General features: G+C 71.4%; 19 protein-coding genes. 11 read left to right on the top strand and 8 right to left on the bottom strand.

Features of this window, described 5'->3' with window-relative positions:
* Positions 1-65 precede the first annotated feature (65 nt).
* On the bottom strand, positions 66-2,132 hold the full coding sequence (locus PYR91_RS06215) for a peptidoglycan recognition family protein (protein WP_279778121.1): 2,067 nt from the start codon (positions 2,130-2,132) through the stop codon (positions 66-68).
* Between the two features lie 178 nt (positions 2,133-2,310).
* Here PYR91_RS06215 and PYR91_RS06210 point away from each other — a divergent pair, with 178 nt between their 5' ends.
* Together PYR91_RS06210 and PYR91_RS06205 are read left to right on the top strand one after the other, a co-directional pair.
* The gene (locus PYR91_RS06210; protein WP_279778118.1) at positions 2,311-3,237 is read left to right on the top strand and encodes a superoxide dismutase; all 927 of its coding nucleotides are present in this window, start codon (positions 2,311-2,313) and stop codon (positions 3,235-3,237) included.
* 111 nt (positions 3,238-3,348) lie between these two features.
* A complete protein-coding gene (locus PYR91_RS06205) occupies positions 3,349-4,209 on the top strand; it encodes an aldo/keto reductase (RefSeq protein WP_279778116.1) in 861 nt (286 codons plus the stop codon).
* Positions 4,210-4,292: 83 nt separating this feature from the next.
* Here PYR91_RS06205 and PYR91_RS06200 read toward each other — a convergent pair whose 3' ends face one another.
* Positions 4,293-4,853 (bottom strand): hypothetical protein, encoded by a 561-nt coding sequence (locus PYR91_RS06200; RefSeq protein ID WP_279778113.1) that lies wholly within the window; start codon positions 4,851-4,853, stop codon positions 4,293-4,295.
* Positions 4,854-5,195: 342 nt separating this feature from the next.
* On the bottom strand, positions 5,196-6,176 hold the full coding sequence (locus PYR91_RS06195; RefSeq protein ID WP_279778110.1) for a DUF5937 family protein: 981 nt from the start codon (positions 6,174-6,176) through the stop codon (positions 5,196-5,198).
* 60 nt (positions 6,177-6,236) lie between these two features.
* Between PYR91_RS06195 and PYR91_RS06190 the strand changes: the two genes are divergently transcribed.
* The 7 genes from PYR91_RS06190 (at position 6,237) to PYR91_RS06160 (ending at position 14,331) form a co-directional block, all read left to right on the top strand.
* Positions 6,237-7,628, top strand: a complete 1,392-nt coding sequence (locus PYR91_RS06190) for an MFS transporter (protein ID WP_279778108.1) — start codon at positions 6,237-6,239, stop codon at positions 7,626-7,628.
* Positions 7,629-7,722: 94 nt separating this feature from the next.
* Complete coding sequence (locus PYR91_RS06185; protein WP_279778106.1) at positions 7,723-8,730, top strand: 1-aminocyclopropane-1-carboxylate deaminase; 1,008 nt, start codon at positions 7,723-7,725, stop codon at positions 8,728-8,730.
* A gap of 73 nt (positions 8,731-8,803) precedes the next feature.
* The gene (locus PYR91_RS06180; RefSeq protein ID WP_279778103.1) at positions 8,804-9,367 is read left to right on the top strand and encodes a hypothetical protein; all 564 of its coding nucleotides are present in this window, start codon (positions 8,804-8,806) and stop codon (positions 9,365-9,367) included.
* A gap of 28 nt (positions 9,368-9,395) precedes the next feature.
* Positions 9,396-10,133 (top strand): sulfite exporter TauE/SafE family protein, encoded by a 738-nt coding sequence (locus tag PYR91_RS06175; RefSeq protein ID WP_279778101.1) that lies wholly within the window; start codon positions 9,396-9,398, stop codon positions 10,131-10,133.
* 148 nt (positions 10,134-10,281) lie between these two features.
* Positions 10,282-11,631 carry a cytosine permease gene (locus PYR91_RS06170; RefSeq protein WP_279778099.1) on the top strand — a complete coding sequence of 450 codons (1,350 nt, stop codon included), beginning with the start codon at positions 10,282-10,284 and terminating at the stop codon, positions 11,629-11,631.
* Positions 11,632-11,647: 16 nt separating this feature from the next.
* Complete coding sequence (locus PYR91_RS06165; protein WP_279778098.1) at positions 11,648-13,228, top strand: hydantoinase/oxoprolinase family protein; 1,581 nt, start codon at positions 11,648-11,650, stop codon at positions 13,226-13,228.
* Positions 13,229-13,230: 2 nt separating this feature from the next.
* Positions 13,231-14,331 (top strand): DUF917 domain-containing protein, encoded by a 1,101-nt coding sequence (locus PYR91_RS06160; protein WP_279778096.1) that lies wholly within the window; start codon positions 13,231-13,233, stop codon positions 14,329-14,331.
* Here PYR91_RS06160 and PYR91_RS06155 read toward each other — a convergent pair.
* Complete coding sequence (locus PYR91_RS06155) at positions 14,318-15,064, bottom strand: NUDIX domain-containing protein (protein ID WP_279778094.1); 747 nt, start codon at positions 15,062-15,064, stop codon at positions 14,318-14,320. The two genes, PYR91_RS06160 and PYR91_RS06155, sit on opposite strands and share 14 nt — an antisense overlap.
* Before the next feature lie 281 nt (positions 15,065-15,345).
* On the opposite strand from PYR91_RS06155, the gene PYR91_RS06150 reads away from it, so the two are divergent.
* The gene (locus tag PYR91_RS06150; RefSeq protein WP_279778093.1) at positions 15,346-16,026 is read left to right on the top strand and encodes a hypothetical protein; all 681 of its coding nucleotides are present in this window, start codon (positions 15,346-15,348) and stop codon (positions 16,024-16,026) included.
* A 12-nt stretch (positions 16,027-16,038) separates the two neighbouring features.
* On the opposite strand, the gene PYR91_RS06145 is transcribed toward PYR91_RS06150, so the two are convergent.
* Complete coding sequence (locus PYR91_RS06145) at positions 16,039-17,322, bottom strand: Nramp family divalent metal transporter (RefSeq protein WP_279778091.1); 1,284 nt, start codon at positions 17,320-17,322, stop codon at positions 16,039-16,041.
* 372 nt (positions 17,323-17,694) lie between these two features.
* Here PYR91_RS06145 and PYR91_RS06140 point away from each other — a divergent pair, with 372 nt between their 5' ends.
* Positions 17,695-18,321, top strand: coding sequence for a hypothetical protein (locus PYR91_RS06140; RefSeq protein WP_279778088.1), 627 nt, complete (start codon positions 17,695-17,697; stop codon positions 18,319-18,321).
* Positions 18,322-18,409: 88 nt separating this feature from the next.
* Here PYR91_RS06140 and PYR91_RS06135 read toward each other — a convergent pair whose 3' ends face one another.
* The 3 genes from PYR91_RS06135 to PYR91_RS06125 all read right to left on the bottom strand — a co-directional run bounded on the left by PYR91_RS06135 (position 18,410) and on the right by PYR91_RS06125 (position 25,567).
* Entirely contained in the window at positions 18,410-19,777 is a 1,368-nt protein-coding gene (locus PYR91_RS06135; protein ID WP_279778087.1) for a helix-turn-helix transcriptional regulator, read from the bottom strand.
* A 288-nt stretch (positions 19,778-20,065) separates the two neighbouring features.
* Positions 20,066-21,895, bottom strand: coding sequence for a DUF2075 domain-containing protein (locus tag PYR91_RS06130; protein ID WP_279778084.1), 1,830 nt, complete (start codon positions 21,893-21,895; stop codon positions 20,066-20,068).
* 633 nt (positions 21,896-22,528) lie between these two features.
* A complete protein-coding gene (locus PYR91_RS06125; RefSeq protein WP_279778270.1) occupies positions 22,529-25,567 on the bottom strand; it encodes a BTAD domain-containing putative transcriptional regulator in 3,039 nt (1,012 codons plus the stop codon).
* Positions 25,568-26,060 lie beyond the last annotated feature (493 nt).

The following is a 26,060-nucleotide window of genomic DNA, read 5'->3' as shown; positions in this document are numbered from 1 at the left end:
GAAAGAAGGAGCACCCGGGCCGGTGATCCGGATCGCCGCCCGCCCGGTCGAGCGGGCTCCGCGGGTCAGTGGAGCTTGCCCGCCGACGGGAGCAGGTCCACGTCCGCGGCCTTGACGAACGCGATGCGGTGGCCGAGCTGGATCTGGTAGTACAGCAGGCGGCCGCGCACGACGCGATGGGTGGCGACGTCGAAGGTGGTGGAGTAGTAGTACTCGCCCCGGGTGGCCAGGCCGGCGGCGTACCGCTGGCCCTGGGCGATCGTGTACTGCAGCGGGGTGATGGTCTGCACCGGCACGCCGGCGGGGAAGGCCTCCGGCTCGGGGTAGGCCCTGCCGTACACGGGGATCGCGGCGGCGCCGGGCTTGGGCGTGACGACGTAGCCGGTGGCCTCGACGGCGGTGGGACGGCCGGGCGGGTTGTGGAACCAGGCGAGCTGGCCGAGGTACCAGATGGCCGTCCAGTCGCCCCTGCGGCCCGCCAGGGCGAACTGCTGGCCCGTGGTGGCGCGGGCGCCGTGGTCGTAGACCTCGTAGGTGGACTCCCCGTTCGGCCGCCGCCCGATGTCCCTGACCAGGGGGGCGTTGTGGGCCGGCGCGGTGTGCAGCCAGACCGACGCCGAGCCGTGCGGCGGGCAGTCGGTGCCTGCAGCCTGGCAGCCGGTGTAGCGCGGGCGGTGCCGGGCGTAGTCGGTCCTGATCGTCACCAGGCCGCCGGGGCCGCCCGTGGGCTTGAAGGGGCGGTGCAGCAGCTCGAAGTAGTGCCCCCAGTCCCAGTAGGGCCCCGGGTCCACGTGCATGCCCGCCACGTTGCCGGGCAGCGTGCCGGGCACGTTGTCGTGGCCGATGATGTGCGCCCGGTCGAGCGGGATGTCGTACCGCTTGGCCAGGTAGCGCACCAGTGCGGCCGAGCTGCGGTACATCGCCTCGGTGTACCAGCGCCCGGCCGTGGCCAGGAAGCCCTCGTGCTCGATGCCGATCGACTTGGAGTTGATGTACCAGTTGCCGGCGTGCCAGGCCACGTCCTTGTGGCGGACGTGCTGGGCGATGTGGCCGTCGGAGGAGCGGATCGTGTAGTGCCAGCTTACGTAGGCCGGGTCGCTGACCAGCCGGAGCGTCGTGTCGTACGTCGCCTCGGTGTCGTGGACGACGATGTAGTCGATCTTCAGGTCGCGGGGCCGGGAGGCCAGGTCGTGGTTGCCGTAGGACGTCGGCGGCTCGCCCAGCTTCTGGTACGGCGCCGGGATCCACTCGCAGGCCAGCGAGCGCGGGCACTCGGCGTTCCTGCCCCCGGCGGCCTCCGGCAGGCCCAGGCGGTCGACTTGCTCCATGCGCGGAGCGATCTCCGGCGACGGGGGCAGCGAAACCTCCTGCCCGTCGTCGGTGACCCGGTGCGCGCCCGACCTGACCAGCGTGAACACCTCGTCGGCGAACCGCCGCGCGGCCTGCCGGCCCTCGGCGCCCGAGTAGCGGGCCACCGCCCCGTACCAGCTCCCGGCGTCCCCGCCGGCCGGCAGCCCCAGCTCTCGCTGGTACCGGGCGAGCAGGGCCGCGCCGCCGCGGACGTTGGCGTCGGGGTCGGCGGCCAGCGTGGCGGCGGGAAGGCCGGTGAGGCGGGCGGCCTCGTCCACCGTCTGCGCCGCCTCCGTGGGAGGCGCCGGGGCGGGCTCCGCCGGCGGCCCCGCGGGCCTGGCGTCGTCGCCGCGCGGATCCTCGGTGCCCGCGCCGTGGTGCGGGCGCGCGGCGGCCAGGGCCGTGCGGGCGTCGGTGAGGTGCATGGGGCCGTACCCGGCCGCGACGCTCGGCGCGCCCTGGTTGGCGTCCCATCGGGACGACAGGTAGGAGACGCCGAGCAGGACCGGCTCGGGCACGCCGTACTCGGCCGCGGCGTCCCTGAAGGCCTGCTGCCGGGACGTCGCCGGGTCACGCGACGGCTCCTGCCGCGACGCCGCGCCCACGGGCGCGGCGTGGGCCGGCGCCAGGGTGGGGGAGAGGCCGGCCAGCAAGGACGCAGCCACAGTCGCGACGGCCGCCCGCGTTCTCAGCATCGGAACCCTTTCACGCTCGGGGACGCGCGCCGCGTCGGACGCGCACAGGCCGGCCGCATCGCCGGAGGAGCCGGATCGATCCGTCACGAAAGGACGACGATCACCTTACGTGATCTTTCACGGCCTTCCCGGGAACGTCACACGGCGTGTCAGGAATCGTGGCACGGCCGCCGCGGTACGTGAGAAGGCCCGCGGGGGTTAGATCGGTAAGCCACGTGGGCACGTGGGTACACCACGGCAGCCATCACAAGACGGGACATTCCGGATGAAAGCTTTCGCTGTCTTAGCAGGACTGCTCCTGGTTCTCGCCGGGGCCCCCGCGTACGCCGAGACGGACGGGGACCGCGAAGCGGGCACCGCGTTCCCCGAGACCTTCCCCCTGCCGGACGGATTCGCGCCCGAGGGCATCGCGACCGGGCCCGGCCCGGTCGCCTACTTCGGCTCGCGTGCGACCGGCGACATCTACAAGGCCGACCTGCGCACCGGCGCCGGGCGGGTGATCACTCCCGGGCCGGGCACGCCGTCACTGGGCCTGAAGACCGACGGCCGCGGGCGGCTGTTCGTCGCGGGCGGCACGGGCGGCGACGCCCGTGTGATCGACACCCGCACGGGCAAGGTGCTCGCGACGTACACGCTCGCCACCGGCGCCTCGTTCGTCAACGACGTGGTGCTGACGGGCGGCGCCGCGTGGTTCACCGACTCCACCAACCCCGTGCTGTACAAGCTGCCGCTGCGCGGCGGACGGCTGCCCGACGAGGCCGAGACCGTGCCGCTCACCGGGGACATCGTCTACGGCACGGGCATCAACGCCAACGGCATCGCCGCCACCCCGGACGGCGACGCGCTGCTCATCGTGCAGTCCAACACCGGCGGGCTGTTCCGGGCCGACCCGAAGACCGGCGTCACCGCCCAGGTCGACCTGGGCGGCGAGTCGCTCACCAACGGAGACGGCCTGCTGTTGGAGGGCCGCACGCTGTACGCCGTCCAGAACTTCCTGAACACCCTGACCGAGGTCAAGCTCAGCCGCGACGGCACCTCGGGCCGGGTCACGCAGAAGCTGCTGGACGGCCGGTTCGACGTCCCCACCACCGTGGCCGCCTACGCGGGCCGGCTCTACCTCCCCAACGGCCGCTTCACCACGCCCCCCACCCCCACGACCCCGTACGACGTGGTCGCCGTCAAGCGCCCGTGAACCTCGCTCCGGCGCCCGTGCCCGCACCCGCCGGCGTCGAGCCGGTGGCGGGGCGCCGGGCGCCGGAGCGCAGAATGGTTCGGGTAACAAACCCTCTCTGAGGAGGAACACATGCAGACGCGACGCGTCGGCGACGTCCAGGTCAGCGCCATCGGCCTCGGCGGCATGCCGATGTCCATCGAGGGGCGCCCCGACGAGGGGCGGTCGATCGCGACCATCCACGCCGCGCTGGACGCGGGCGTGACCCTGATCGACACGGCGGACGCCTACCACATGTACGCCGACGACATCGGGCACAACGAGTCCCTGATCGCCCGCGCCCTGTCGGAGTACGGCGGCGACACCTCCGACGTGCTGGTCGCGACGAAGGGCGGCCACGTGCGGCCCGGCGACGGCTCCTGGCTCGTGGACGGCTCACCCGACCACCTGAAGAAGGCCTGCGACGCCTCGCTCAAGCGGCTCGGCGTCGAGGCCATCGGCCTGTACCAGTTCCACCGGCCCGACCCGAAGGTGCCCTACGCCGAGTCGGTCGGCGCCGTCCGCGACCTGCTGGACGCCGGAAAGATCCGTTTCGCGGGCGTCTCCAACGCCGACCCGGGGCAGATCCGCGAGGCCGACGAGGTGCTCGGCGGCCGGCTGGTGAGCGTGCAGAACCAGTTCTCCCCGGCCTTCCGCTCCAGCGAGCCGGAGCTGGACCTGTGCACCGAGATGGACATCGCCTTCCTGCCGTGGAGCCCCTTCGGCGGCAGCAGCCGCGCCGGAGAGCTCGGCTCGCGCTTCGCCGCCTTCGCCGAGGTGGCCCGGGACTACGGCGTGAGCGCCCAGCAGGTCTGCCTGGCGTGGATGCTGGCAAAGTCGCCGGTGGTCATCCCGATCCCCGGCTCCTCACGCCCGGAGACCATCCGCGACTCCGTCGCCGCGGTCGACCTGAAGCTCACCGCCGAAGAGGTCGCCCGCCTCGACGCGGCCTGACCGCCTGACCGCCTGTCGGCCTGACGGCCGGGCGCCTGGGGCGCCCGGCCGTTCGGCTTCTCCGGGGGCGTCGTGCACGCACGCTACTCCGTGCGGGCCGCCGACCACAGCGATACCGCGAGCCAGACGAGAACGAGCCCGGCCAGGACGTGCAGGAGGCTGATCAACGGGGTGTCGGGAAGCGGGGCGAGCACCGCGAACAGCGGCAGGGCGATGCCGTAGGCCACGGCGGGGACGCGCGGGTGCACCCCGGCTCGCACCATCGAGACGGCGAACAGGGCCGACCCGATCGCGAACACGGCGGCGCTGCCGATCAGCGCCGTGCGGGTGGGGCCCTGCAGCAGGGTGCGCACCGTGGCTTCGTCGAGGTAGAACAGGGCGAGGTTCAGGGTGAACGCCGCGCCGCCGAACAGGCCGAGCCCGATGAGGTTCACGCCGTAGGCGACGAGGCCGAACCGCTCGTCACGCGCCCGCTGGGCGAGCCAGAGGGCGGTGAGCAGCGGGGTGGCCAGCGCCGGGGAGACGGCGAGCATGAAGCTCGTCGGCGCGGTCTCGCCGGCGAACACCTCGATGGCCCCGGGCAGGGCGATGAACAGGCCGCATAACAGGCCGCTGACGGCGCCGAAGCGCAGGAAGGACGTCATTGTTGCTCCCGGAAGGACGATAGGGGCAGAACGGTCGCGGGTGACGGAATGAACCATGCGGAAATCGTCGTGGAGCTCGGCCACCCGGCGCTGCCCGCCGGTTTCGTCCCCGATATGGCCGACCTTCTCAGGAGCTTCGCGGGCCGTTGTCCTCATGGCCCGCCGCTCATCGGATATCTACGTGAAAGACCGTTCGCCGCGACCGTGTGACGATTCCGAATGGGCTGGCCGCCGACTTTAGCAACGGATGCTTCGATAAAGCCCCCGCGTAAGGGGCCGTAAGGGGAAGGAAATAATTTTCTCCGGGTACCGCGGGCACGACGGATTCCGGCCCCGGTGACGTCACCGGCCGGACGCGGCGGCGGCGAGCAGCGCCTCGGCGGCGGCCGTGCGCGCGTAGAGGACATGCCTGCCGGCACGGTGTCCGCTGGCGAGCCCGGCCCGGCGCAGCGCGGTGAGATGCTGGTTCGCGCCCGCCTCCGACAGGCCCGTCCGCCGGGCGAGCTCCTTGGTGGAGGTCGGCTGGTGCAACTCCGCCAGCAGCAGGGCGCGGGTGCGGCCAAGGACGCCGGCCAGCGCCCGCGGCGCGTCCCGCGGCTCGCGCTCCCACAACGTGCCGACCCCGCGCGGCGGGTACCGCAGGGTGGGCTGCCACGGCGCGGTGCTGACGGAGAAGACGTCCGGCCAGGTGAACGCGGAGGGGACCAGCAACAGGCCGCGGCCCCGCAGCGGGCGCGGGCCGGTGGCCGTCCGGTGCTCGATGGTCAGGGTGTCCTCCCGCCACCGGACGTTCGGCGCCAGGTCGTCGAACATCTCGGCCAGCCCGCCCCGCGCGAGGAGTCGCGCCCGGTGCAGCACGTCTCCGTCGAGCAGCGTGCGCACCCGCGGCCAGTGCGGCGCCAGCGCGGCCTCCCAGAACCCGCGGATCTCGGCCGCCAGCCGTTCCAGCCCGCGTCCGGGGTCGGCGCGCAGCTCCGCGACCCGTGCGCCGGCCGGGCGGCACCGGTCGAGCGAGGGGCGTACGAGGGCGGCCATGCCCAGCATCGTGCCCAGCTCGACCTCCAGCTCGGGCGCCGAGGTCGAGGGCGGAGGGCACAGGAACCCGGCGATCGCCGGGGTGGGCACCGGCACCAGCTCCGACAGCAGGCCCCACTCGACGCCTGACAGGCGCTCGCGCGCCCACTCGGCCCAGGGACGGTGCACGGCGTGCGCCGCCGGGTCCTTGAGCACGCGGACGCCGGCCACGACCTCCCACAACGGGGACACCGCGAACCGGGTGGCGGCCACGTCGCGGGCGGTGAAGGCGAGCGTCAGGGGTGCCACGGATTCGTTCCTCCCTTAATCGTTGGCGGATGTCTCCGGCATGTCAGCATGGTGGGCGCCGTGACGGCAACCCCTCTGCTGCGCGGGCAGGACTTCCGCGCCCTCTACCTGGCCGCCGCGGTGAGCCAGTTCGGCAGCCAGGTGTCGGTGGTGGCGCTGCCCCTGCTGGCCGTGACCGCGCTCGGCGCCGGGCCGGGCGAGGTGGGCCTGCTCAGCGCCCTGGGCACACTCGTGGTGCTCCTCGTCGGGCTGCCCGTCGGAACCTGGGTGGACCGGACCCGGCGTCGCCGGTTGATGATCGCGGCCGACCTCGTCCGCGCCGTCGTCCTGGGCTCGGTGCCGGTCGCCTGGTGGGCCGGCGCGCTGACGATGCCGCAGCTCTACCTGGTGGCCGTCGCCGTGGGCGCGGGAGGCCTGCTCTTCGACGTCGCCGCGCAGAGCCTGCTGCCGCACCTGGTGGGCCGCGACCGGCTGCCCGAGGCCAACTCGGCGCTGGTCGCCACCGCGGCGGCCATGGACGTCTCGGGCAGGAGCCTGGCCGGGGTGCTGGCGCAGCTCACGGGCGCGTCGCTCGCGATCCTGCTCGACGCCGCGACCTACCTGTGGTCGGCCTGGCTGCTGCGGACGCTCCGCGACCCGGAGACCGGACCGCCGGCCGCCCCGGCGCCCGGACCGCCGGCCGGCCCGGCGCCCGGACCGCCGGCCGGCCCGGCGCCCGGGCCGCCGTCCGTCCCGGAGACCGTCCCACCGTCCGTTCCGGAGACCGTATCGCCCGGGCCGGTTACGGGGCCGGGGGGCCGGGGGAAGGGCCGGCGGGGAACGGGTCGCTCGCGTGAGCCGGCCGATCGGCTCGGACCTCAGATCGCCGAGGGGATCCGCTTCGTCCTCGGTGACCGCGTGCTGCTCGCCATCGCCGTGCAGGGGGCGATGGTCAACCTCGCCTTCCCGCTCTGCTCGGTGCTGCTGCCGGTGCTGCTGGTGGGGCAGCTCGGCCATCCCGCCTGGGTGTACGGCGCTTTCCTGGCCACCGGCGGGCTGGGCACGCTCGCCGGGTCGGCGCTGGCCCACCGCATCGGACGGCGGCTGGGAACGGGCCGGGCCACCTGGCTGGCCGGCGTGGTCACCGCGCCGGCGGCGCTCTTCCTCCCGCTGATGAGCCACGGCCCGCTGCTCTGGCTCGCCGCGGCGGCCTGGCTGGTGCTCACCTTCCGCACCGGCGTCAACAACGTGCTGCTGGTCAGCTTCCGCCAGCGGATCACGCCCGACCCGATGCTCGGCCGGATGAACGCCACCATGCGCCTGATCCTGACGGGTGCGGTGGGGGCGGGGGCGCTGCTGGCCGGGCTGCTCGGCGAGGCGGCGGGCGTCCGCGCCGCGATCGGCGCCGGGGCTGTGATCATGGCGTTGAGCTGGCTGCCCATCTACCTCTCGCCCCTGCGCCGGGCGGCGTGAGGCCCGACTGCGCCATTCCGGCATTGGCGGACATATGCCTAATGTGGGCAGGGCCGCCGCGCCGGCCGTCATCGCACAGAACCCGGGAGCCCGCATGCCTCTGAGTGACTTCGACCGTTACCCCCTGCTCTTCGGCCCGAGCCCCGTTCACCCGCTCGACCGGCTGAGCGCGCACCTCGGAGGCGCCCGTATCTGGGCCAAGCGTGACGACTGCAACAGCGGGCTCGCGTTCGGCGGCAACAAGACCCGCAAGCTGGAGTACCTCGTCCCCGACGCGCTGCGGCAGGGGGCGGACACGCTGGTGACCATCGGCGGCGTGCAGTCCAACCACACCCGGCAGGTGGCCGCCGTGGCGGCCAAGGTGGGGCTGAAGGCCCGGCTGGTCCAGGAGTCGTGGGTCGACTGGCCCGACCCGGTCAACGACAAGGTGGGCAACATCCTGCTGTCGCGCGTCATGGGCGCCCACGTCGAGCTGGTCGACGCCGGCTTCGGCATCGGCGTCAAGGACAGCTGGAACCGGGCGCTGGAGGAGGTCAGGGCCGCCGGGGGCACGCCGTACGCGATCCCGGCCGGCGCGTCCGACCACCCGCTCGGCGGGCTCGGCTTCGCGGGCTGGGCCGGGGAGGTCCAGGAGCAGGAGCGCGAGCTCGGCGTCTTCTTCGACACGATCGTGGTCTGCACCGTCACCGGCAGCACCCACGCCGGCATGGTCGCGGGCTTCGCCGGCCAGGACCGGCCCCGCCGCGTCCTGGGCATCGACGCCTCGGCGAAGCCGGAGGAGACCCGCGCCCAGGTCGAGAGGATCGCCCGCGGCACCGCCGAGCTGATCGGCCTCGGCCGCGACCTGCGCGACGACGAGATCAGCGTCCTGTCCGGCTGGGCGGGGGACCGCTACGGCATCCCCGTCGACTCCACCATGGAGGCGATCCGGCTCACCGGCGGTCTGGAGGGGGTCATCCTCGATCCGGTCTACGAGGGCAAGTCGATGGCCGGGCTGATCGGACTGATCCGCGGCGGCGAGATCCCGCGCGAGTCCAACGTCCTGTACGCCCACCTCGGCGGGCAGCCCGCGCTGAACGCCTACAGCGGCCTGTTCCGCTGAGGGATCATGTGGAGTCCCGCGCCCCGTAAGATCCGACAGCCGGGAACACCGTCGTCGGAAGGCGAGGACGTCCGTGAGTGTCGATCTCGGGGTCTGGTACGCACGCACGCCCCTCACGCCGGAGGAGGCGGCGCGCAAGTACGTGGAATGGCGCGCCGGCGCCCACCCGGAGGCCGAACCGGCCCCGGAGGTGAGTGCCTTCTACGACGCGCTGACGCGCGCCTACCCCGACCTGCCCGACGCCGACTACGAGACCTCGCCGTGGGCCACGCCGCTGACGGTCGGCGACGACTTCGTGGTGATGTCCATCGTCTTCCCCCGGGCGGGCGAGATCTGCCGGGCCGTCCTGGAGCTGGCCGAACGGCACGGTTTCGTCTGCTTCGACCCCCAGGCCGAACAGGAAGAGCCCGACCCCGCGCCCCCCTCGCCGGAGACCGTGCCCGCCGAGCCGCCCGAGGACGCTCCGGCCGGCCCGCCCGGCGAGCCTCAGGTGGAGGGGGGCGAGCAGCTCTCCCTGGACGAGGCCGGCGACCCTACGGCCGCCGATCCCCACGGCGGGCAGGGCCCGCGGCTCTCGCCGGGCGAGCCCGGCGCCGCGCCACCCGAGGACGCGCCGGACGAGCACCGGAAGACATGACCCGCGCGCACGCGGCCGGGCGAGGCTGATGCCGTCCCTCGCCGCCGGGGAGTGGGCGGTGCTGGTCGGGTCGCTCTTCCTCGTCGGCTTCTCCAAGACCGGGGTGTCCGGCGCCGGGACGATCGCCATCGCCCTGTTCGCCCTGGTGCTGCCCACCAAGAGCTCCACGGGCGTGCTCCTGCCCCTGCTCCTGCTGGGCGACGTGGTCGCCGTGGCCTCCTACCGCGGCCACGCCGACTGGCCCCGGCTGCTGCGGCTCTTCCCCTGGGTGGCCGCCGGAGTGGTGGCGGGCGCCGTCGTCGTCCGCTGGGTGGACGACGCCCAGATGAGGCGCCTCATCGGCGCGATCCTGCTGATCATCCTCGCCGTCCACTTCTGGAACCGCCGCCGCGGCCCGGACGCCTCCCTGGCCGGCCACCGCGCGGTGGCCGCCCTGGCGGGCGTCTTCTCCGGCTTCGCCACCATGACCGCCAACGCCGCCGGCCCGATCATGGCGCTCTACCTGCTGGCCGCGGGCTTACCCGTGCTCGGCTTCCTCGGCACCAGCGCCTGGTTCTTCCTGACCATCAACGTCTTCAAGCTCCCCTTCAGCATCGCCCTGGGCCTCATCACCCCCGCCGGCCTGGCCTTCGCCGCGGTCACCGCCCCCGCCGTCCTGGCGGGCGCCGCCGCCGGCCGCGTGGCCGTCGCCCACATCAACAGAACGTGGTTCGAACGTGTCACCCTGGCCCTCACCTTCCTGGCCGCCCTCCGCCTCCTGTTCTGACTTCTGACGCCGCCCGGTCCGCCGAACGCCGCATCACCGTGCTGACCACCCGATTGTGCGTTCACCTCGGTCAATTCCGCCTCTTCCAAACCGGCCGTCGCGCATTTACCGTCATTCCAGACCCGGCTGATCATCGAGGAGACGGCGGATGCCTGATTCGGCGGTCCAACCACCAGGCGTGAAACTCGGCCACGACGACTACGCTCTCGAACGGGTGCCGCCCTCGGCCCGGTACGGCTGGTGGACCGTCGCCGTGCAGCGCTTCGGCATGCTGAGCGCGCTGTCGCAGTTCCTGCTCGGCGCCACCCTGGGCATGGGCATGCGCTTCTGGGACGCGGTGCTCGCCATCACCCTCGGCGCGGTGATCCTGGAGGTCGTGGCGATCGCCGTCGGCGTCGCGGGGATGCGGGAGGGCCTGTCCACCACGGTGCTGGCCCGGTGGGCCGGGTTCGGCCGCTACGGCGCCGGCGTCGTCGGCGTGGTGGTGGCGGTCGCGCTGCTGGGCTGGTTCGGCGTGCAGTCGGCCGTCCTGGCGTCCGGGCTGTCCTCCCTGCTGGGCGGGCCTCCGGTGTGGGTGTGGTCGGTGCTCGCCGGCCTCGTCGTCACCGCCGTGGTGGTGCACGGGTTCCGGGGGATGGCGTGGCTGGCCTGGATCACCGTCCCCGCGTTCCTCGTGCTGGCCGGGTGGGCCATCACGGTGGAGCTGTCGAAGCAGTCCCTGAGCGCGCTGGTCGCGTCCGCCCCGCCCGGGCCGCCGCTCGACCTGGCCCAGGCGACGACCCTGGTGGCCGGCGGGTTCATCGTCGGTGCGGTGATCTCGCCTGACATGTGCCGGATGAACCGCAGCGTCGCCGACGTCGTCAAGCAGACCGTTCTCGGCATCACGCTGGGGGAGTACGTGATCGCCCTGGTGGGCGTGCTGCTGGCGCACGCCCTGCGCACCGGGGACGTGATCGCGATCGTCACCACGACCTCCGGGGCCGTGGGCACGCTGGTGCTCGTCACCGCCACCTTGAAGATCAACGACTGGAACCTGTACTCGGCCGGGCTGGGCATGACCAACACGCTGGAGACCGCGTTCGGCGTGCGGGTCAGCCGCCCCCTGGTCACCGTCGTGCTCGGCGCCGTCGGCACCACGCTGGCGGCGGCCGGCATCCTGGACCACCTGATCGACTTCCTCGTCCTGCTGGGCGTCGCCATCCCGCCGGTCGCCGGGATCATGGTGGCGGAGTACTACGTCGTCCGCCGTTGGCGCCCCGCGCTGGAGGAGTCCCGCCGGACCGGCACGCTGCCGGCGAGCGCCCCCGCCGTCGTCCCGGCCGCGCTGGTCGTATGGCTCGGCGCCGCGCTGGTCGGCAAGTTCGTCACCTGGGGCGTCCCGGCGCTCAACGCGCTGGCGGTCGCCTTCGTCGCCTACGTCGCGGCGGGCCGGGCCGGGCTGATCGCCGCCGACCGGCCATCCGTCCCGGAGGGCGCAGACACCCCCGCCGCGCGCTGAGCCGAGGAGTACGCCCATGCGTGTAGGGATCGACGTGGGAGGCACCCACACCGACGCCGTGCTGATGAACGCCGACGCCGTCGTCGCCACGGTCAAGACCCCCACCACGGGCGACGTCACCACGGGCGTCGTCACCGCCCTGCGCCGGCTGCTGGCCTCCTCCGGCGCCCGCCACGACGAGGTCGGCGCCGTCATGATCGGCACCACGCACTTCACCAACGCGCTGGTGACCGGGCGCGGGCTCGCCCGCACCGCCGTCGTCCGGCTGGCGCTGCCCGCCACCGCCGCGCTGCCGCCCACCGTCGGCTGGCCCGGCCGGCTGGTCGAGGCGATCCGGCCGAGCGTCCACCTGTGCCACGGCGGGGTGGAGTTCGACGGCCGCGAGATCTCCCCGCTCAGGCCCGCCGAGCTGGAACGGGTGGCCGAGCACCTGCACGACGAGGACATCACCACCGTGGCCATCTCCTCGGTGTTCTCCCCGGTCAGCCACGACTTCGAGGAGCGGGCAGCCGCGCTGCTGCTGGAGCGGCTGCCGCGGCTGCACGTCAGCATGTCGCACGAGATCGGCCGCATCGGGCTCCTCGAACGCGAGAACGCGACGATCGTCAACGCCTGCCTGCGCGAGCTGGCCGAAGAGATCGTCGACGCGTTCACCGCGGCCCTGCGCGCGGTCGGGGTGGACGCGCCGCTCTACCTGTCGCAGAACGACGGCACGCTGATGGACGCCCGGTACACCCGCCGCTATCCGGTGCGGACGTTCGCCTCCGGGCCGACCAACTCCATGCGCGGCGCCGCGTTCCTGGCCGGGCGAGCCGACTGCGCGGTCGTCGACATCGGTGGCACCACCACCGACGTGGGCGTGCTCACCGGCGGCTACCCGCGCCAGGCGACCGGAGAGGTGGACATCGGCGGGGTGCGCACCAACTTCCGGATGCCCGACATCCTGAGCATCGGCCTCGGCGGGGGCAGCCGGGTCGTGCCCGGCGCTCCGCCGCGCATCGGGCCCGACAGCGTCGGCTACGAGCTGACGAGCCGGGCTCTGGTGTTCGGCGGCGAGGTGCTGACCGCCACCGATCTCGCCGTGGCCGGGGGCCTGGCCGACATCGGCGACCGCGGCCTGGTCCGGGGCCTGGACACGCACCTGGTGCGGGACGGCATCGCCGAGATGGCGACGCGGGTGGCCGACCGGGTCGACCAGATGCGCACCTCGCCCGCGCCGCTGCCGGTGGTCGTCGTGGGCGGCGGCGGCGTGCTCGTCCCGGACGTCCTGCCCGGCGGGGCGCGGATCCACCGGCCCGAGCACCACGCGGTGGCCAACGCCATCGGCGCCGCCATCGGCCAGATCGGGGGAGAGGTCGACCGGCTGTACGCCCTCACGGGCGAGCGGACCCGTGAGGAGGTGCTGGAGGAGGCGCGGCAGGAGGCCGTCGAACGGTCCCTCGCCGCCGGGGCCACCGCCGGCAGCGTCGAGATCGTCGAGATGGAGGAGGTGCACGTGCCCTACCTGCCCGGCAACGCCGTCCGCGTCCGCGTGCGCGCCGTGGGCGATCTGCACCCGGCCCACGACCCCGCGGCCGGCGGCCCGAGAGGACGATGACCGTGGCGTTCACCCTGACCGAACAGGGCCTGCGCGACCTGGCCGAGGGGGCCGCCGTCCTGGGCACCGGCGGCGGCGGCGACCCCCACATCGGCCGCCTGCTGGTGCAACAGCAGCTCCGCGCCGGCCGCGAGGTGCGCGTCATCGGCGTCGACGAGCTGCCCGGGGACGCGCTGGTGGTGCCGTCCGCCATGATGGGCGCGCCGACCGTGTTCATCGAGAAGCTGCCCTCCGGACGGGGCAACATCGCGGCGCTGCGAGCGCTGGAGGCCCGCCTCGGCCGTGCCGCCGCGGCCACGATGCCCACCGAGTCCGGTGGGCTCAACTCGATGATCCCGCTGCTGCTCGGCGCGCAGCTCGGCCTGCCGGTCGTGGACGCCGACGGCATGGGCCGGGCCTTCCCCGAGCTGCAGATGGAGACCTGGAACGTCTACGGCGTGCCCGGCTCGCCCATGGCGATCGCCTCCGACCACGGTGACCACTGCGTCATCGACACCGGCCAGGACAACCTCCTCATGGAGCGCCGCGCCCGCGCGATGACCGTGGAGATGGGCGGCGCCGCCTACATCTGCGACTACCCCATGGACGCCGCCACCGTCCGCCGCACCTCCATCCCCGGCACCCTCACGCTCGCCATGAAGATCGGCGCCGCCCTGCGCCGGGCCCGGCAGGACCACGCCGACCCCTTCGAGCGGCTGACCGGCGCCCTGAAGGACACCATCTACAGCCACGGCCTGGTGCTGTTCGCCGGGAAGGTCGTCGACGTCGAGCGCCGTACCGTCGCCGGCTTCGCCCGCGGCCAGGTCACCCTGGAGGGCGATGCCGGCCGGATGACCCTCACCTTCCAGAACGAGCACCTCGTCGCCCGCCACGGCGGGCGGGTCGCCGCGATCGTCCCCGACCTGATCTGCACCCTCAACAGCGAGACCGGCGCCCCCGTCACCACCGAGTCCCTCGCCTACGGCCAGCGCCTCACCGTGTTCGCCATCTCCACCCCCGCCCTCATGCGCACCCCCGAAGCCCTGGCCTGCTTCGGCCCGTCCGCCTTCGGCCTGCCCGACCCCTACGTCCCGGTGGAGCGGCTCCCGCTCAGTGCGGTGTGACGACCACCGGTCCCGGGCGGGTGACGTCGCCCGAGCGGAGCAGCGGGGGCAGCAGCAGGCGCGCCGCGCCCCGCCGGTACAGGGCCGCGGGGCGCCCGGTCTCCGGATGGCGCCGCTCGCCGGTGGGCACGAGGAAGGAGTCGGCGTTGGTCACCTTGCGGCGGAAGTTGCTGGGGTCGAGCGGCATGCCCCAGACCACCTCGTAGATGTGCCGCAGGTCCCCGACGGTGAACGGCTCGGCGCAGAAGGCCGCGGCGACGGTCGTGTGCTCCAGCTGTGACCTCGCCCGCTCCAGCGCGTCGCGCAGGATGCCCGCGTGGTCGAACGCCAGGGGCACCGGCCCGTCGAACACGTCCGCGACGGGGACCCAGCGCGCGGCCGTCGCGTCCGTCCCCGCGGTCGGGTGCGGGAGGCCGGGGCCGAGGGCCAGGTAGGCGACGGTGATGACGCGACCTCGGGGGTCGCGCCCGGGGTCGCTGTAGGCCCTCAGCTGCTCCAGGTGCAGGGATCGGCCGTCGACCCCGGTCTCCTCGCCGAGCTCGCGCAGCGCCGCCTGGTCGAGCGTCTCGCCGTCGCGCACGTGGCCCCCGGGCAGGGCGGGGAAGCCGAGGTAGGGCTCGTTGCCGCGCTCGATCAGCAGGACCTGGAGCACGTCCTGCCGGACGGTGAGGATCACCAGGTCCACCGTCACGAAGACCGGCGCGTGGCCCGGCTTCGCGGTCACGTCGATCACGAAGTCACCCTAGCCCTAAAGGTCACCTTGACTCAAACCGGTCGACTGTTTTATGGTCAGAATTACCTAAAGTGACGTGTCGTCAACTCCCTGAGCAGTCCGGCCCCGTGCGCGTCCGCGGGCGGGTGGTCGTCCGCGCATCTCCGGCAACGCCGACCGCCACAACGGCGACGCCGCGGGCGTACGCGGCCTGGCACGCCGCTTACGTCCTGCGCTGCCTGCTGCCTCACCTCCCGCTGGACGGGCCCGCCCGTGCATGAGCCGCGCGAAAGAAGGTCTCGGTGGACGACTTCACGCTCGGGGTGCTGAGCTCCCTGTTCGCGACCGTGCTGACGTGCGCCGGCGGATGGATGCTCGCCCGCCGTCCCGCCCGATGGCCGCTGCTGCTCCTGTCGCGGCTGACCGGCCTGGGCGTCGAACGGGTCTACGCCCACCAGAGGGACTCCAACCACGACCTGCCCGCCGACCTCGCCCGTGCGAGATGGGTGAAGGTCCTCGCCGGGCGGGGGAACGAGATCACCCGCGACGGCTTCGTCCCCGTCTGGCATGGCGCCGGCAACGCGGTGGAGTCGGTGCGCATCCTGCTGCCCGACCCCGCCCGCGGTACCGGCTCCTGGCTGGCCACCAGGGCGGACGAACTGCGCCGCGTCGACCGCGGCTTCTCCTTCGGCCTGCTCGCCGAGCAGATCGCGGTCAACGCGGCCTACATCCTCGAAGTGGCCCGCCAGCGCGACGACGTCGTCCTGCGCTTCTACAACCTCCCCAACCTGCACCGGGTGATCCTGACCGACCACATCGCCTACCTGACCTTCTACGGCCAGCACGAGCACGGCCGGAACTCCCCCTGCCTCGTCGCCCGCCGACCGGGCCTGCTGTACGACTACGCGGCCCTGCTGTTCAGCACGGCGTGGGAGTCCGGCCGCCCGCCCGAGGACCCCGACCGCGCCGCCTCGGCGGTCTAGGGTGCCGCGGCTTCACAGGGAGGGCAGGGCGAGGAAGACCAGGACGACGTTGAGGGCGACGATGACGGTGGTGGCGCAGGCGGCGGCCAGCGTGGTCGCCCGGCGGTTCACCCAGGCGCCCATGACGTCGGGGCGGCGGGTGAGCAGCAGGAGCGGGATGAGCGCGAACGGGATGCCGAACGACAGCACCACCTGGCTCAGGACGAGAGCCTGCGTCGGGTCGACGCCGAACGCCAGCACCGCCAGAGCGGGGACGACCGCGATCAGCCGCCGCAGCGACAGCGGGATGCGGCGGCGCAGGAACCCCTGCATCACGACCTGCCCGGCGTACACGCCGACGCTGGAGGACGCCAGCCCCGAGGCCAGCAGGGCGATGGCGAACAGCAGCGCCATGAGGGGGCCCGAGCTCTCGCCGAACTGCGCGTAGGCCCCGTGCAGGGTGGGCTCGGCGTCGGTCCCGCGCAGGATCGACGCCGCCGACACCAGCATCGCCATGTTGACGAGCCCGGCCACGCCCATCGCCAGGATGACGTCCATCCGCTGCGCTTTGATCAACGTCTGCCGCAGCAGGCCGGGGGCGTCGGCGAAGCGTTCCTGGGTGAGCGCCGAGTGCAGGTAGACGGCGTGCGGCATCACCGTCGCGCCCACGATGCCGGCCGCGAGCAGCACGCTCGCCGACCCCTCGAACCGGGGGACCAGCCCCCCGGCGAGCCCGCCGTAGGGGACGTCGGCGTTCAGCAGCTGGTAGAGGAAGGCCCCCACGATGACCGCCAGGAGGCCGGTGATGGCGGCCTCGAACCGTCTCTGGCGCGCCGTCCGGATCGCCAGCACGACGAACGAGGCGACCGCGATCAGCACGCCGCCCTGGAGCAGCGGAATGCCGAACAGCAGGTTGAGCGCGACGGCCCCGCCGATGAACTCCGCGAGGTCCGTCATGATCACCACGATCTCGGCCTGCAGCCACAGCCCCCAGACCACCGGCCGCCGGTAGTGGTCGCGGCACAGCTCCGGCAGGTTGCGCCCGGTGGCGATCCCCAGCTTGGCCGACAGGTACTGCAGCAGCATCGCGACGACGTTGGCGCACAGCACCACCCACAGCAGCAGGAACCCGAACCGCGCCCCGCTCTCCACGTTCGTCGCGAAGTTCCCCGGATCGACATAGGCGACGGCGGCCACGAACGCGGGCCCCATGAGCCCGACCATCCGCTGCCGCATCCGCCCCAGCGGATGAAGCGGAACCTTCCGGGCGCGCTGTACCTCAGCCGGAGTTACGGGCTCCGGACCTTGTGAATCCACGGCACCTGCCTTCGAGTTCGGAGGACGAGAACAACACAGGCGTCGGTGGAAGATCGCGAGGCCGCCGCCCCGCGACGACGCAGTCCCGGCCCTCGAAAACCCACCCGGAGGGGTATCTCGCCTTTTGTTGTACCGTGGCGATACGTCTCTGTAACTGGACGACTACGCTATGAATTCATGGCCTCGGCCATGACAAGGCGGTGATTATGGCCAGCCGAAAACATTTCACCATTGGGCGGCGATCCGGGCGCCTTCGCCGCTCGTCTCGCCCGCATTCGGCGTACTGCTGAATTAGGCTGTTTCTCCCGGGGGCTGGATCTGAGGACTTGTGTCGCCGTCGCAGTGCCCCGTCGTCTGGAAGGCGGTCTTCGCGTGGCATTCGAAGGGTTCGGCAGGTGGCCGGTCATTGATCCGGACATACCGGATGCTGATCGGCGCCGCATACTCAAGAATGCCGCTCTGCTCAGTGACCCGCGTCTCAGCGGTCTTCTTGGGGGAGCGGGAATCGCGGGCTGGTTCGTCGTCGCCTTGGCGGCCTTTACGGGGCTGGGCGCCTTCCTGGTGGAGGTGCAAAGGCAGCTGGCGGGCCTTTCGGGTCTCGGCGCGGTCGCCGCCATCGTGGGCAGCTCTCTGGTGGCCGCCCTCGGCCTCGCCTGGGTTCGATCGGAGAAGCGGGAGTCACCCGCTCGCCTGAGCCATCTGTACCGGGCGGGCTACGTCATCCCCGCCGACCTCGATCGCGATGCCCGCTTTCTGTTCGACCGCGCCGCAAACGCCGTTCACCGCGTGCAGGAAGCGGACGCGGCGCTCCGCGCCCGGCATCTGCTGCAGAGCAACGACAAATACCACGCGCTTCTGGCCAGACCGACGACACCCCGGGGACTTCGCACCCTCGCGCACCGGGCGGACGGCGTCGAAGACATGCTCGCCCGCACCGTGAGCGAGGCCGTCGCCGCCGGCCACACCCTCGCGAACCCACCAACGACCCACCGCTGGTGAACCGGCCCTCCCACGAGCCGCGCACATCCCGATAGTCGGTGTATTAACCCCCAAATCTCGCGTTCGCCTATCTACGCTCGGACACCGGTCAGGACGGCACCGGTACCGCCAATGCGGCACGGTAGTCGCCCAGCGAGGGCAGGCCGCTGCGCTTTTCGACCGGGACGGTGCCGAGCACCATGCGGGCGGTGTGAAGGATCATGTGCGTGAGATAGGCCGGATCGAGCTGGGATATGACCTGTGAGGCGAGAACGAGCCCTTCGTTGTAGCCACCTTCGTTGCTGAGGCGGATCGCCTCATGCAGTCGAACACTCGCCTCGTTCTGGTAGCCGGACGAAACGGCGAGGGTCGCGTCGCGCGCCTCACGAGCCGTCTCGCTGCTACCGCTGAAGGAATGCACCCATGAGGTGGTGAACCACACTGAATCCGGACTCCAGCCGAACTCCTGACGACTGATGGAACGACTGGCCAGATCGTGAAGATGGCGCAGGCGGTCAAGGGCTTCGCGCCGTTGCCCCCTGACCGCCAACGCTTGTGCCTCCGCGGACACCGCTCCGATCAGCCCCGGGGTGACCCGCTCGCCGGCCAGTTGCTGCGCGTTGCGAGCGAGGGTGAGCACTACCTCGGCGGGACGCGGCATGTACAACCCGAAGACCGCCTCGCTGCCGCGCACCCACACCTGCATGTCCCGGTCGCCCGAGAGGTCGGCGGCGTGACGGGCGGTCGTCCACCAGCGGCGGGACGCTCCGTGCTCGCCAAGCCGCGTCAGCACATTGGCGTGGAGGGCGGACAACCAGGCCGCGACCTGGTGGAGGTGACTCACCTGGTCGGGAGAGCTCTTCGCAAGCGCCCGCTGGACGGCGGCGAGATCGAGAGCGAGGTCATCGCGTACTTCCGCGGGGGGCTGGTTGTTGACGGCGTACACGTGACCGGCGCAGACGAGTTCCCAGTCATCTCGACTGTGCCTGCCGGTGCTGTCGAGCGTGAGTTCAAGCATCTGACGGAGCGGCTCGCCTGTGCTGAAGATCGGGGCTTGCGCCAGCAATCCCAGCCCGGCCAACTGCAATAGGTGACGGCGTTCCATATCGTCTTCCTCGGCGAGGGCGCTGTTCCCGTATTCACGGTAACCCGCGATTGTCCGGTTTGTCGTGGAGGCCAGCTCGTCGAGAGGGCGATGTCCCAGGCGTTGCACCACAGGCCACAGCGTTTTCAGATGGCCGTCCGCCCGCAGTGCGTCGTCGATCGCCTGGACGCGCTGCCCGGACTCCGGAAGGCTCTCGCCGCGCTCCACGGCCCCGAGCATCGACGGCGAATAACCCGTTCTGGCCGCCAACCGGCCGACCGTCATCGGCTCGCCGGTCCGCAGCTCGTAGGTGTCGCGCAGATCCCGGACCAAAGCCCCGAAATAATGGGCCATCGACCGATATCGGTCGGTGCTCTTACGCGGTGCGGGCACGCCGCCATCACCTCCGGGGGATCGCCGGAATCGCCACCTGATCGCCGTAGTGAATCGGCTCTGGTGCAGGACGCCGACTCGACACGAGTATTTGAGATGACTCTAAATGATAAGACCGCTACCGAGTGTGAGTTCTGAAAGTCGCCCCTGAATCGATCAGGAGTACGATCCACACCGCCGCGCCCGCGCCGGACCGCCTTCGACGGTCGGCCAGGGGCCGCCACGGCTCACCGGCACTGCTGGTCTGGCTGGAACTCACGTTCGGTGGGGCGGTTCCGCAGGGGCCGGTCACCGCGGCGGTACGAGCCGCTGTAGGAAGTCGTTCGTCTCTCGATCGGTGGAGTACAGCAACGTGCCGACCATGCCTCGTGTGAGCAAGACCTTGTAGGTGTTCCTGATCAACCGGTCGGTTTCGCCTTCGGTGGTTCCGCGGGTGAGGGCGGGGTCTTTGCTGGCTTTTCTCACCGTGACTAATCTCCCGTCGCGGCAGACCAGGTCGGGACCGAGGATGACACCGTTCCAGTCGTATTCGAACCCCTGGGCGGTGTAGACGCAGCCGATCTGCTCGAAGCCGCCGTCCATGGTGGCCCATAGGGAACTGGCCGGCGCGGTGCCCACCGCCCTGTCGCCCTTGACGTTCCAGGGACGGGACCATGCTCCGACGCGTACGTCGGATACGAGGGTGTCGTCCCTCCGGGGTTCACTCCACGGCCAGCAGAAGCCGGCGGTCATTCGTGCCGAGTAGCCCTCGTCGCGCTTTTCGCGCAGCCGGCTCTCCAACTCCTCCGGCGACGCGGCGAGTGCCACGGTGAAGTGGTCGTCGCCGGGCCAGGGGACGGGGCCGCCCGGCCGGAGGCCGAGCAGGCGCAGAACCCACTCCTCGTAGGCGCGGCTGCCTCCGCACCGGAACTGCTCGTCGAGGCTGATCTCGTGCACCGGGAGCCCTCGCACCTCGGCGTGTTCCCTGATCTCGGCCACGGTTCCCATCTCGCCCGGGCGCACCACCTGGTGCTCGTCCAGCAGGAACACCGGGACGCGTGCGGCGTCGATGAGTTCGTCCACCTGACGACGCTCCCCGCGCAGATGTGACGGAGTGAACCGGTTGTGCGACGTCCGCCGGATGCGGTGCGCCTCGTCGCAGATGAGCACGTCGAGGTCGTTGGTGTCACTCGTCGTGAAGCTGTTGAAGTACTTGAACAGGCCCTTCACCCGGGAGGAGCCCCTGCCCGGTACCCGGCGAAGGGTCTCGGTGAAAGAACGCGACCCCGTGGCGTGCATGACAGGGCGGCCCTGGCGGGACAGTTCACCGAGCAGGGAGAGCGCGATGACGCTCTTGCCGCTCCCGGGGCCTCCGGTGACGATGACGACCTCCTTGGAACTCGCCCGCCGGGCCCTGGCGACCGCGTTGAGCACGATCTCGTACGCCAGGCGCTGCTCCGCGAGCAGCACGAACTGCTCGCGGTCCCTGATCTCGGCGGCGGCGAGCTTGAGCAGTTGTTTCGAGGGACGGATCGCGCTGGTGAGCAGCCGGTCGGCGGCCTCGGCCCCCGATCGCGGGGCGAACCGGTCGCGAAGGTAGGCGAGGAACGCTCCTCTGCTGCTCTTCGCGAACAGGCGGGTCTGCTCGCTTCGAACGCCTCGATAGAGGTCGTCGATGTCCGGCTCAGCGGCGTTGTGAAGATACGCCACGCCTCTGATGGCGTCGCTCCGGCCGTGCAGAGCGCCGACGAAGTCGGATATGTATTCGCAATAGCCTTGTACCTGAAGTAGCGGGTGCAGCTTTGGGCCGCCCGGCATGCCGTCGACGAGCACGAGCCCGGGGTCGTCCTCGAACAGCTCGGCCTGGCTCCACTGCTTCAGCTCCACCACCACATAGGCGTCGGCCCCCGTGTGGAGGTCCACTCCCGCGAGCACGACGTCGGCGCGCTTGCTCGTCAGAGGTAGTTGGTACTCGACCAGCATCTCGACGTCGCCCAGCCCGGCGTCGACCAGGTCACGGGCGAGAATGGGAAGGCTCCGGTCCCAGGACCTGAGTTCGGCGGGTGACGGGTTCACGCGCATGGTGCCGCGTATGTGGGCTGCGATGGCCTCGCTGAGCCGATGTTCGACAACCGACATTCCAGTTGTGAGCTTGGCCAGACTTTCGGCGGAATGCCGAAACGCCGTCACGAACGTACCCCCAGGCAGCACGAGAGACTCGTGCGGTGTGGGGGCCTATCCGGATCAGACGATCGACGGAAGCCCGGCGGGCCGCATCACTACGTCACGCACATTACCGCTACTTCGGGGCGTATGGAGCGGCACTCTTATCGCGCCGTTCAGGCACGGAGGCTGGCGGGCGGCGCAGTCGATCTGGGGTGGGAGCTGTGGACGGCGCCGCCCGGACGCTAAGTGTTCAGATCACCAGTGATGTTGTACTGCTAGCATGATGGGTAACGCTCTGTACGACACTCGCCACGCTTCCCCGGGTGGCATCGTCCGGTTTAGGTGCATATGTCATCCATATGCACGCGCCGCAGAGCACTCCCGTGGTGATTACTCTCTGTATCATGAGTATCCTCGCCTTTTCTTTAAGGCCCGGCCACTTCAGTGGTTCCAGGCAGGCCTAATGATATTGGGCGAGGGCGAACCATGCTGAAGTTCTGACAAACAAGTGGATATGCGTGTCATGTGCCGATATGGCAGGCGAGTCCGGACATGACGCAGGACTCGTGCCCACGTCGTCGATACCGCGCGAGGAGTCAGTCCCGGCTACGAGCCGACCGCGTCCGGCGGGCCTGGGAGTCGGCGTCGAAGGTCCTCCGCCTCGGGGACGCCGAGTCGTTCATACAGGGCGAGCGCCCGCCACCAGTGCACCGCCGCCTCTGCGTCCCCGCTCTCATGGAGGACGGTGCCCATGCGGTCCAAGGTGTGTGCCTCCTGGTGGAGGTCCCCGATGTCACGGGCGAGGTGCAGGGCTCTGCCGAAGAGCTCCCCGGCGGTTTCGTGACGCCGCGCGCGCATGTGCACATCGCCGATGCCGAGCAGTGCGCGCACCTGTTGCGCGTGTTCCAGGACCGCTGCCGAGATGCGGAGGGCCTCGTGGTGATGGAGGAGCGCCTGCTCGTCGTCGCCGATGCTCGCGTGACAAGAGCCGATGCTGTTGAGCGTGTGCGCCTCGGAGCGGGCGTCCCCTATCTCGCGATGGAGCCGCAAGGCGATCGTGTAGCGTTCCAGGGCCTCGGCGTGGCGGCCGAGGTGGTGCAGGGCCTTGGAGATGTTGTGCAGCAGCGTCGCTCTGTCTTTGGGCCCCGTCTCGGGGGCGAGTGCGGCGGCCTCCTCGTAGTGCCTGAGCGCGGTGGCGTGGTTGCCGAGACGGGTTTCGAGCTCGCCGAGGTTGTTCAGCGCCACCTGGCGGCCCCGCCGGTCGCCGTCCTCCTCGTAAAGGCTGAGGACCTTCCGCAGACGATGGGACGCTTCGCGATAGTCTCCCCGGCCGTACGCTATGGCGGCGATGTGGTTGAGGCTCGCGGCCTGCCCGTGCCGGTCGCCGATCGTTCTCCTGATCGCCAGCGCCCGCTCGAAATAGTGCGACGCGGTGTCGAACTCTGACCGATGCCAGTGGGCGAGGCCGGTCTGGTCGAGGAGATCGGCGATCCCGCGCTGGTCGTCCCGGTCGTGCTGGATGCGCAGCCCCTCGGCCGCGACGCCGAGGCACTCGTCGAGCCGGCCGTTCCGCCACAGCGCCTCGCTGAGGTCTGTCAAGGCGAGGGCGACGCCGCGCTGGTCGTCCAGGCACCGCCACGCTTCGACAGCGCCGGTGTGCGAGAGGACGGCTTCGTGCCAGCGCCCCCAGAAGCTCAGGTGGCGGCTGAGTACGTGCGGGAACATCGCGGCGTGCCACGTCCAGCCGTGGCCGGACGCGTGGCGGGTCATCCGCAGCAGGTCGTCCAGCTCGGTGTTCAGCCAGTGCCGGGCCCGGGCTTCGGTGGTGATGTCGGGTGACGCGCCCGGCGGCGGGTTGACGTCCACGGCGATGCGCGCGCGATGCGGGTAGAGGAGCCGGTCCGCGCGGTCGGCGAGGAAGAGGTGGTAGTCGAGGACGCGCTGGACGGTGGCCTTTCGCTCGGCTTCCGGCTCGAGCTGGGCCAGTGAGACGGTGTAGTCGCGGATCAGGTCGTGGAAGCGGTAGCGGCCGCGGCGGGGTTCGGCGATCAGGTGGTGGTCCAGGAGCTCTTCCAGCAGGTTCTCGGCCTCGGTGGGCGACGTCTCCAGCAGCGCCGCCGCGCAGTGGGAGGTCAGCTCCGTTCCGGGGTAGAGGCCGAGGCGGACGAACGCGTGTCGCAGCGCGCCCGCGAGCCCGTCGTAGGAGAGGCGGAACGCGGCGGTGATCTCCCGGTTCTCGGCCCTGATCTCGGCGAGCCGCCGACCCTCGCGCCTCAGCCGTTCCGCGAGGTCGGCGACGCTCCACGCCGGCCGGTGCCGGAGCCTGCCGGCGACGAGCTGGATGGCGAGCGGGAGATGGCCGCAGAGCCGGGCGACCTCGGCGACGTGGTCGGCTTCGAGCGCGCGCTGGGCGCCGACGACACGGCGGAGCAGCGCGGTGGCCTCTTCGTGGGACAGGACGTCCAGGGACAGCGACTCGGCGCCGTCCAGCCCGGCCAGTCTGCGTCGGCTGGTGACGATGACCAGGCAACCCGGCACGCCGGGGAGCAGACAGTCGATCTGCTGTTGTCCCGTCGCGTCGTCCAGCACGATGAGGACCTTGCGCCCGGCCAGCTCCTTGCGCCACCGCGCCGCGCGGGCGTCCAGCTCCTCGGGGATGTCGTCGGCCGGCAGCCCGAGATGGCGGAGCAGCCGGTCCAGGGCGGCGGCCGGGTCGACGGCCTCGTGTACGGCGCTGTGCGCGTTCAGGTTGAGATACAGAAGCCCGTCGGGGTACCTGCCCGCGAGGCGGTGAGCGAGGTGGACGGCGAGCGCGGTCTTGCCGACCCCGGGCATCCCGTCGATCGCCAGCACCGGCACCGCCGTTTCCTGCAGAACCCTGTCCGAGGTCAGCAAGGCGAGCTCGGCGGTCCGGCCGGTGAAGGTGGGAACGTCGCGCGGCAGGTCGTTGGGCGCGACGTTTCCCGGTGCCTTTCGCGGCCGGGCCGGCGGGAGAAGCCGGGGGTCGCGGAGCAGGATGCGCTGGTGCAGCTCCTGAAGCGCCGGGCCCGCCTCCATCGCCAGTTCGTCGACCAGCCGGCCGCGCGCCTGCCGGTAGGCCGCGAGGGCGTCCGCCTGCCGTCCGCCGGCGTACAGGGAGCGCATCAGCAGTTCGACCAGTTTCTCGTCGAAGGGGAAGCGGGTGACGAGCTCGGAAAGCTCTGCGATCAGGTGAACGGGATCGCCGTGGTCCAGTTCGAGGGAGATGCGCTCGATGACGTTGCTCAGCATCTCGTCTTCGAGGTTCTTGCGGGTCATGGCGGCCCACAGCCCCGGCAGGCCGGCGAGGGGATCCCCTCGCCACAGGTCGGCCGCCTCGCGGTGGAGCCGGAGAGCGTGGTCGACGCGGCCGTTCTCCATCGACGTCCGGGCCTGTGCGCGCAATTTGCGGAACCGGTGATAATCGATGTTATCTGCATCCGTTTCCAATATGTATGCTCCGGAAATGTGCCGGAGGTGTGCTCCCTTTCCTTGCTCGATGGACTGCAGGCGGCTCCGCAGCCGGGTGATGTGGGGGTGCAGGCGGTCACGGGCTTTCGGGGGCGGATCGCCGTCCCATAACCTGGCGACCAGCGACTGTGCGGAGATCGGGCGCCCGGGCGTCATGAGGAGGGCTGCGATGACCAGCCTTTCCTTGGCCCAGCCCAGGTCATGGCGCCGTTCGTGGGACCAGAGTTCCACTGGACCCAGAATGCGAAAATCCATTCGAGTCCTTTCTTGGCATCCCCTCCCCTGTGTGGCATTTTTTCATCGCCCCCGTGTCTGATCCAGTGCCGAACGTGCATGAGTAAGGCGATCTCTTGCCGCCGGTAACGCCGCGTGTAAATCGCAAGCCGGCCGCAAGCAATTCCGCAAGGCCGGTGACCGAGGCTTCGGGGGTGGGCGAGGGGGCCTCGCCCGGACGGCCGAAGGCCGGCGAGGGGGATACGTCAACCGATGTCTGGTCAGGAGTGGCGCCGAGTCCCGCTTGGGCTCGACGCGCGCAGATGGGTGACACGCCCGGATTGCAAGGCGGTGCTGGTGGTGGTCCACACGGTGACCTCGGGGCAGCGGCTGCTCGACACGGTGAGACTCGTGGAGTCCGACCTGCGGATCCAAA

Source organism: Sphaerisporangium sp. TRM90804 (assembly GCF_029846175.1).
Taxonomy (GTDB): Bacteria; Actinomycetota; Actinomycetes; order Streptosporangiales; family Streptosporangiaceae; genus Sphaerisporangium.
Note: the sequence above shows the minus strand (reverse complement) of the source record. Positions and strands in the feature narration are given on the sequence as shown.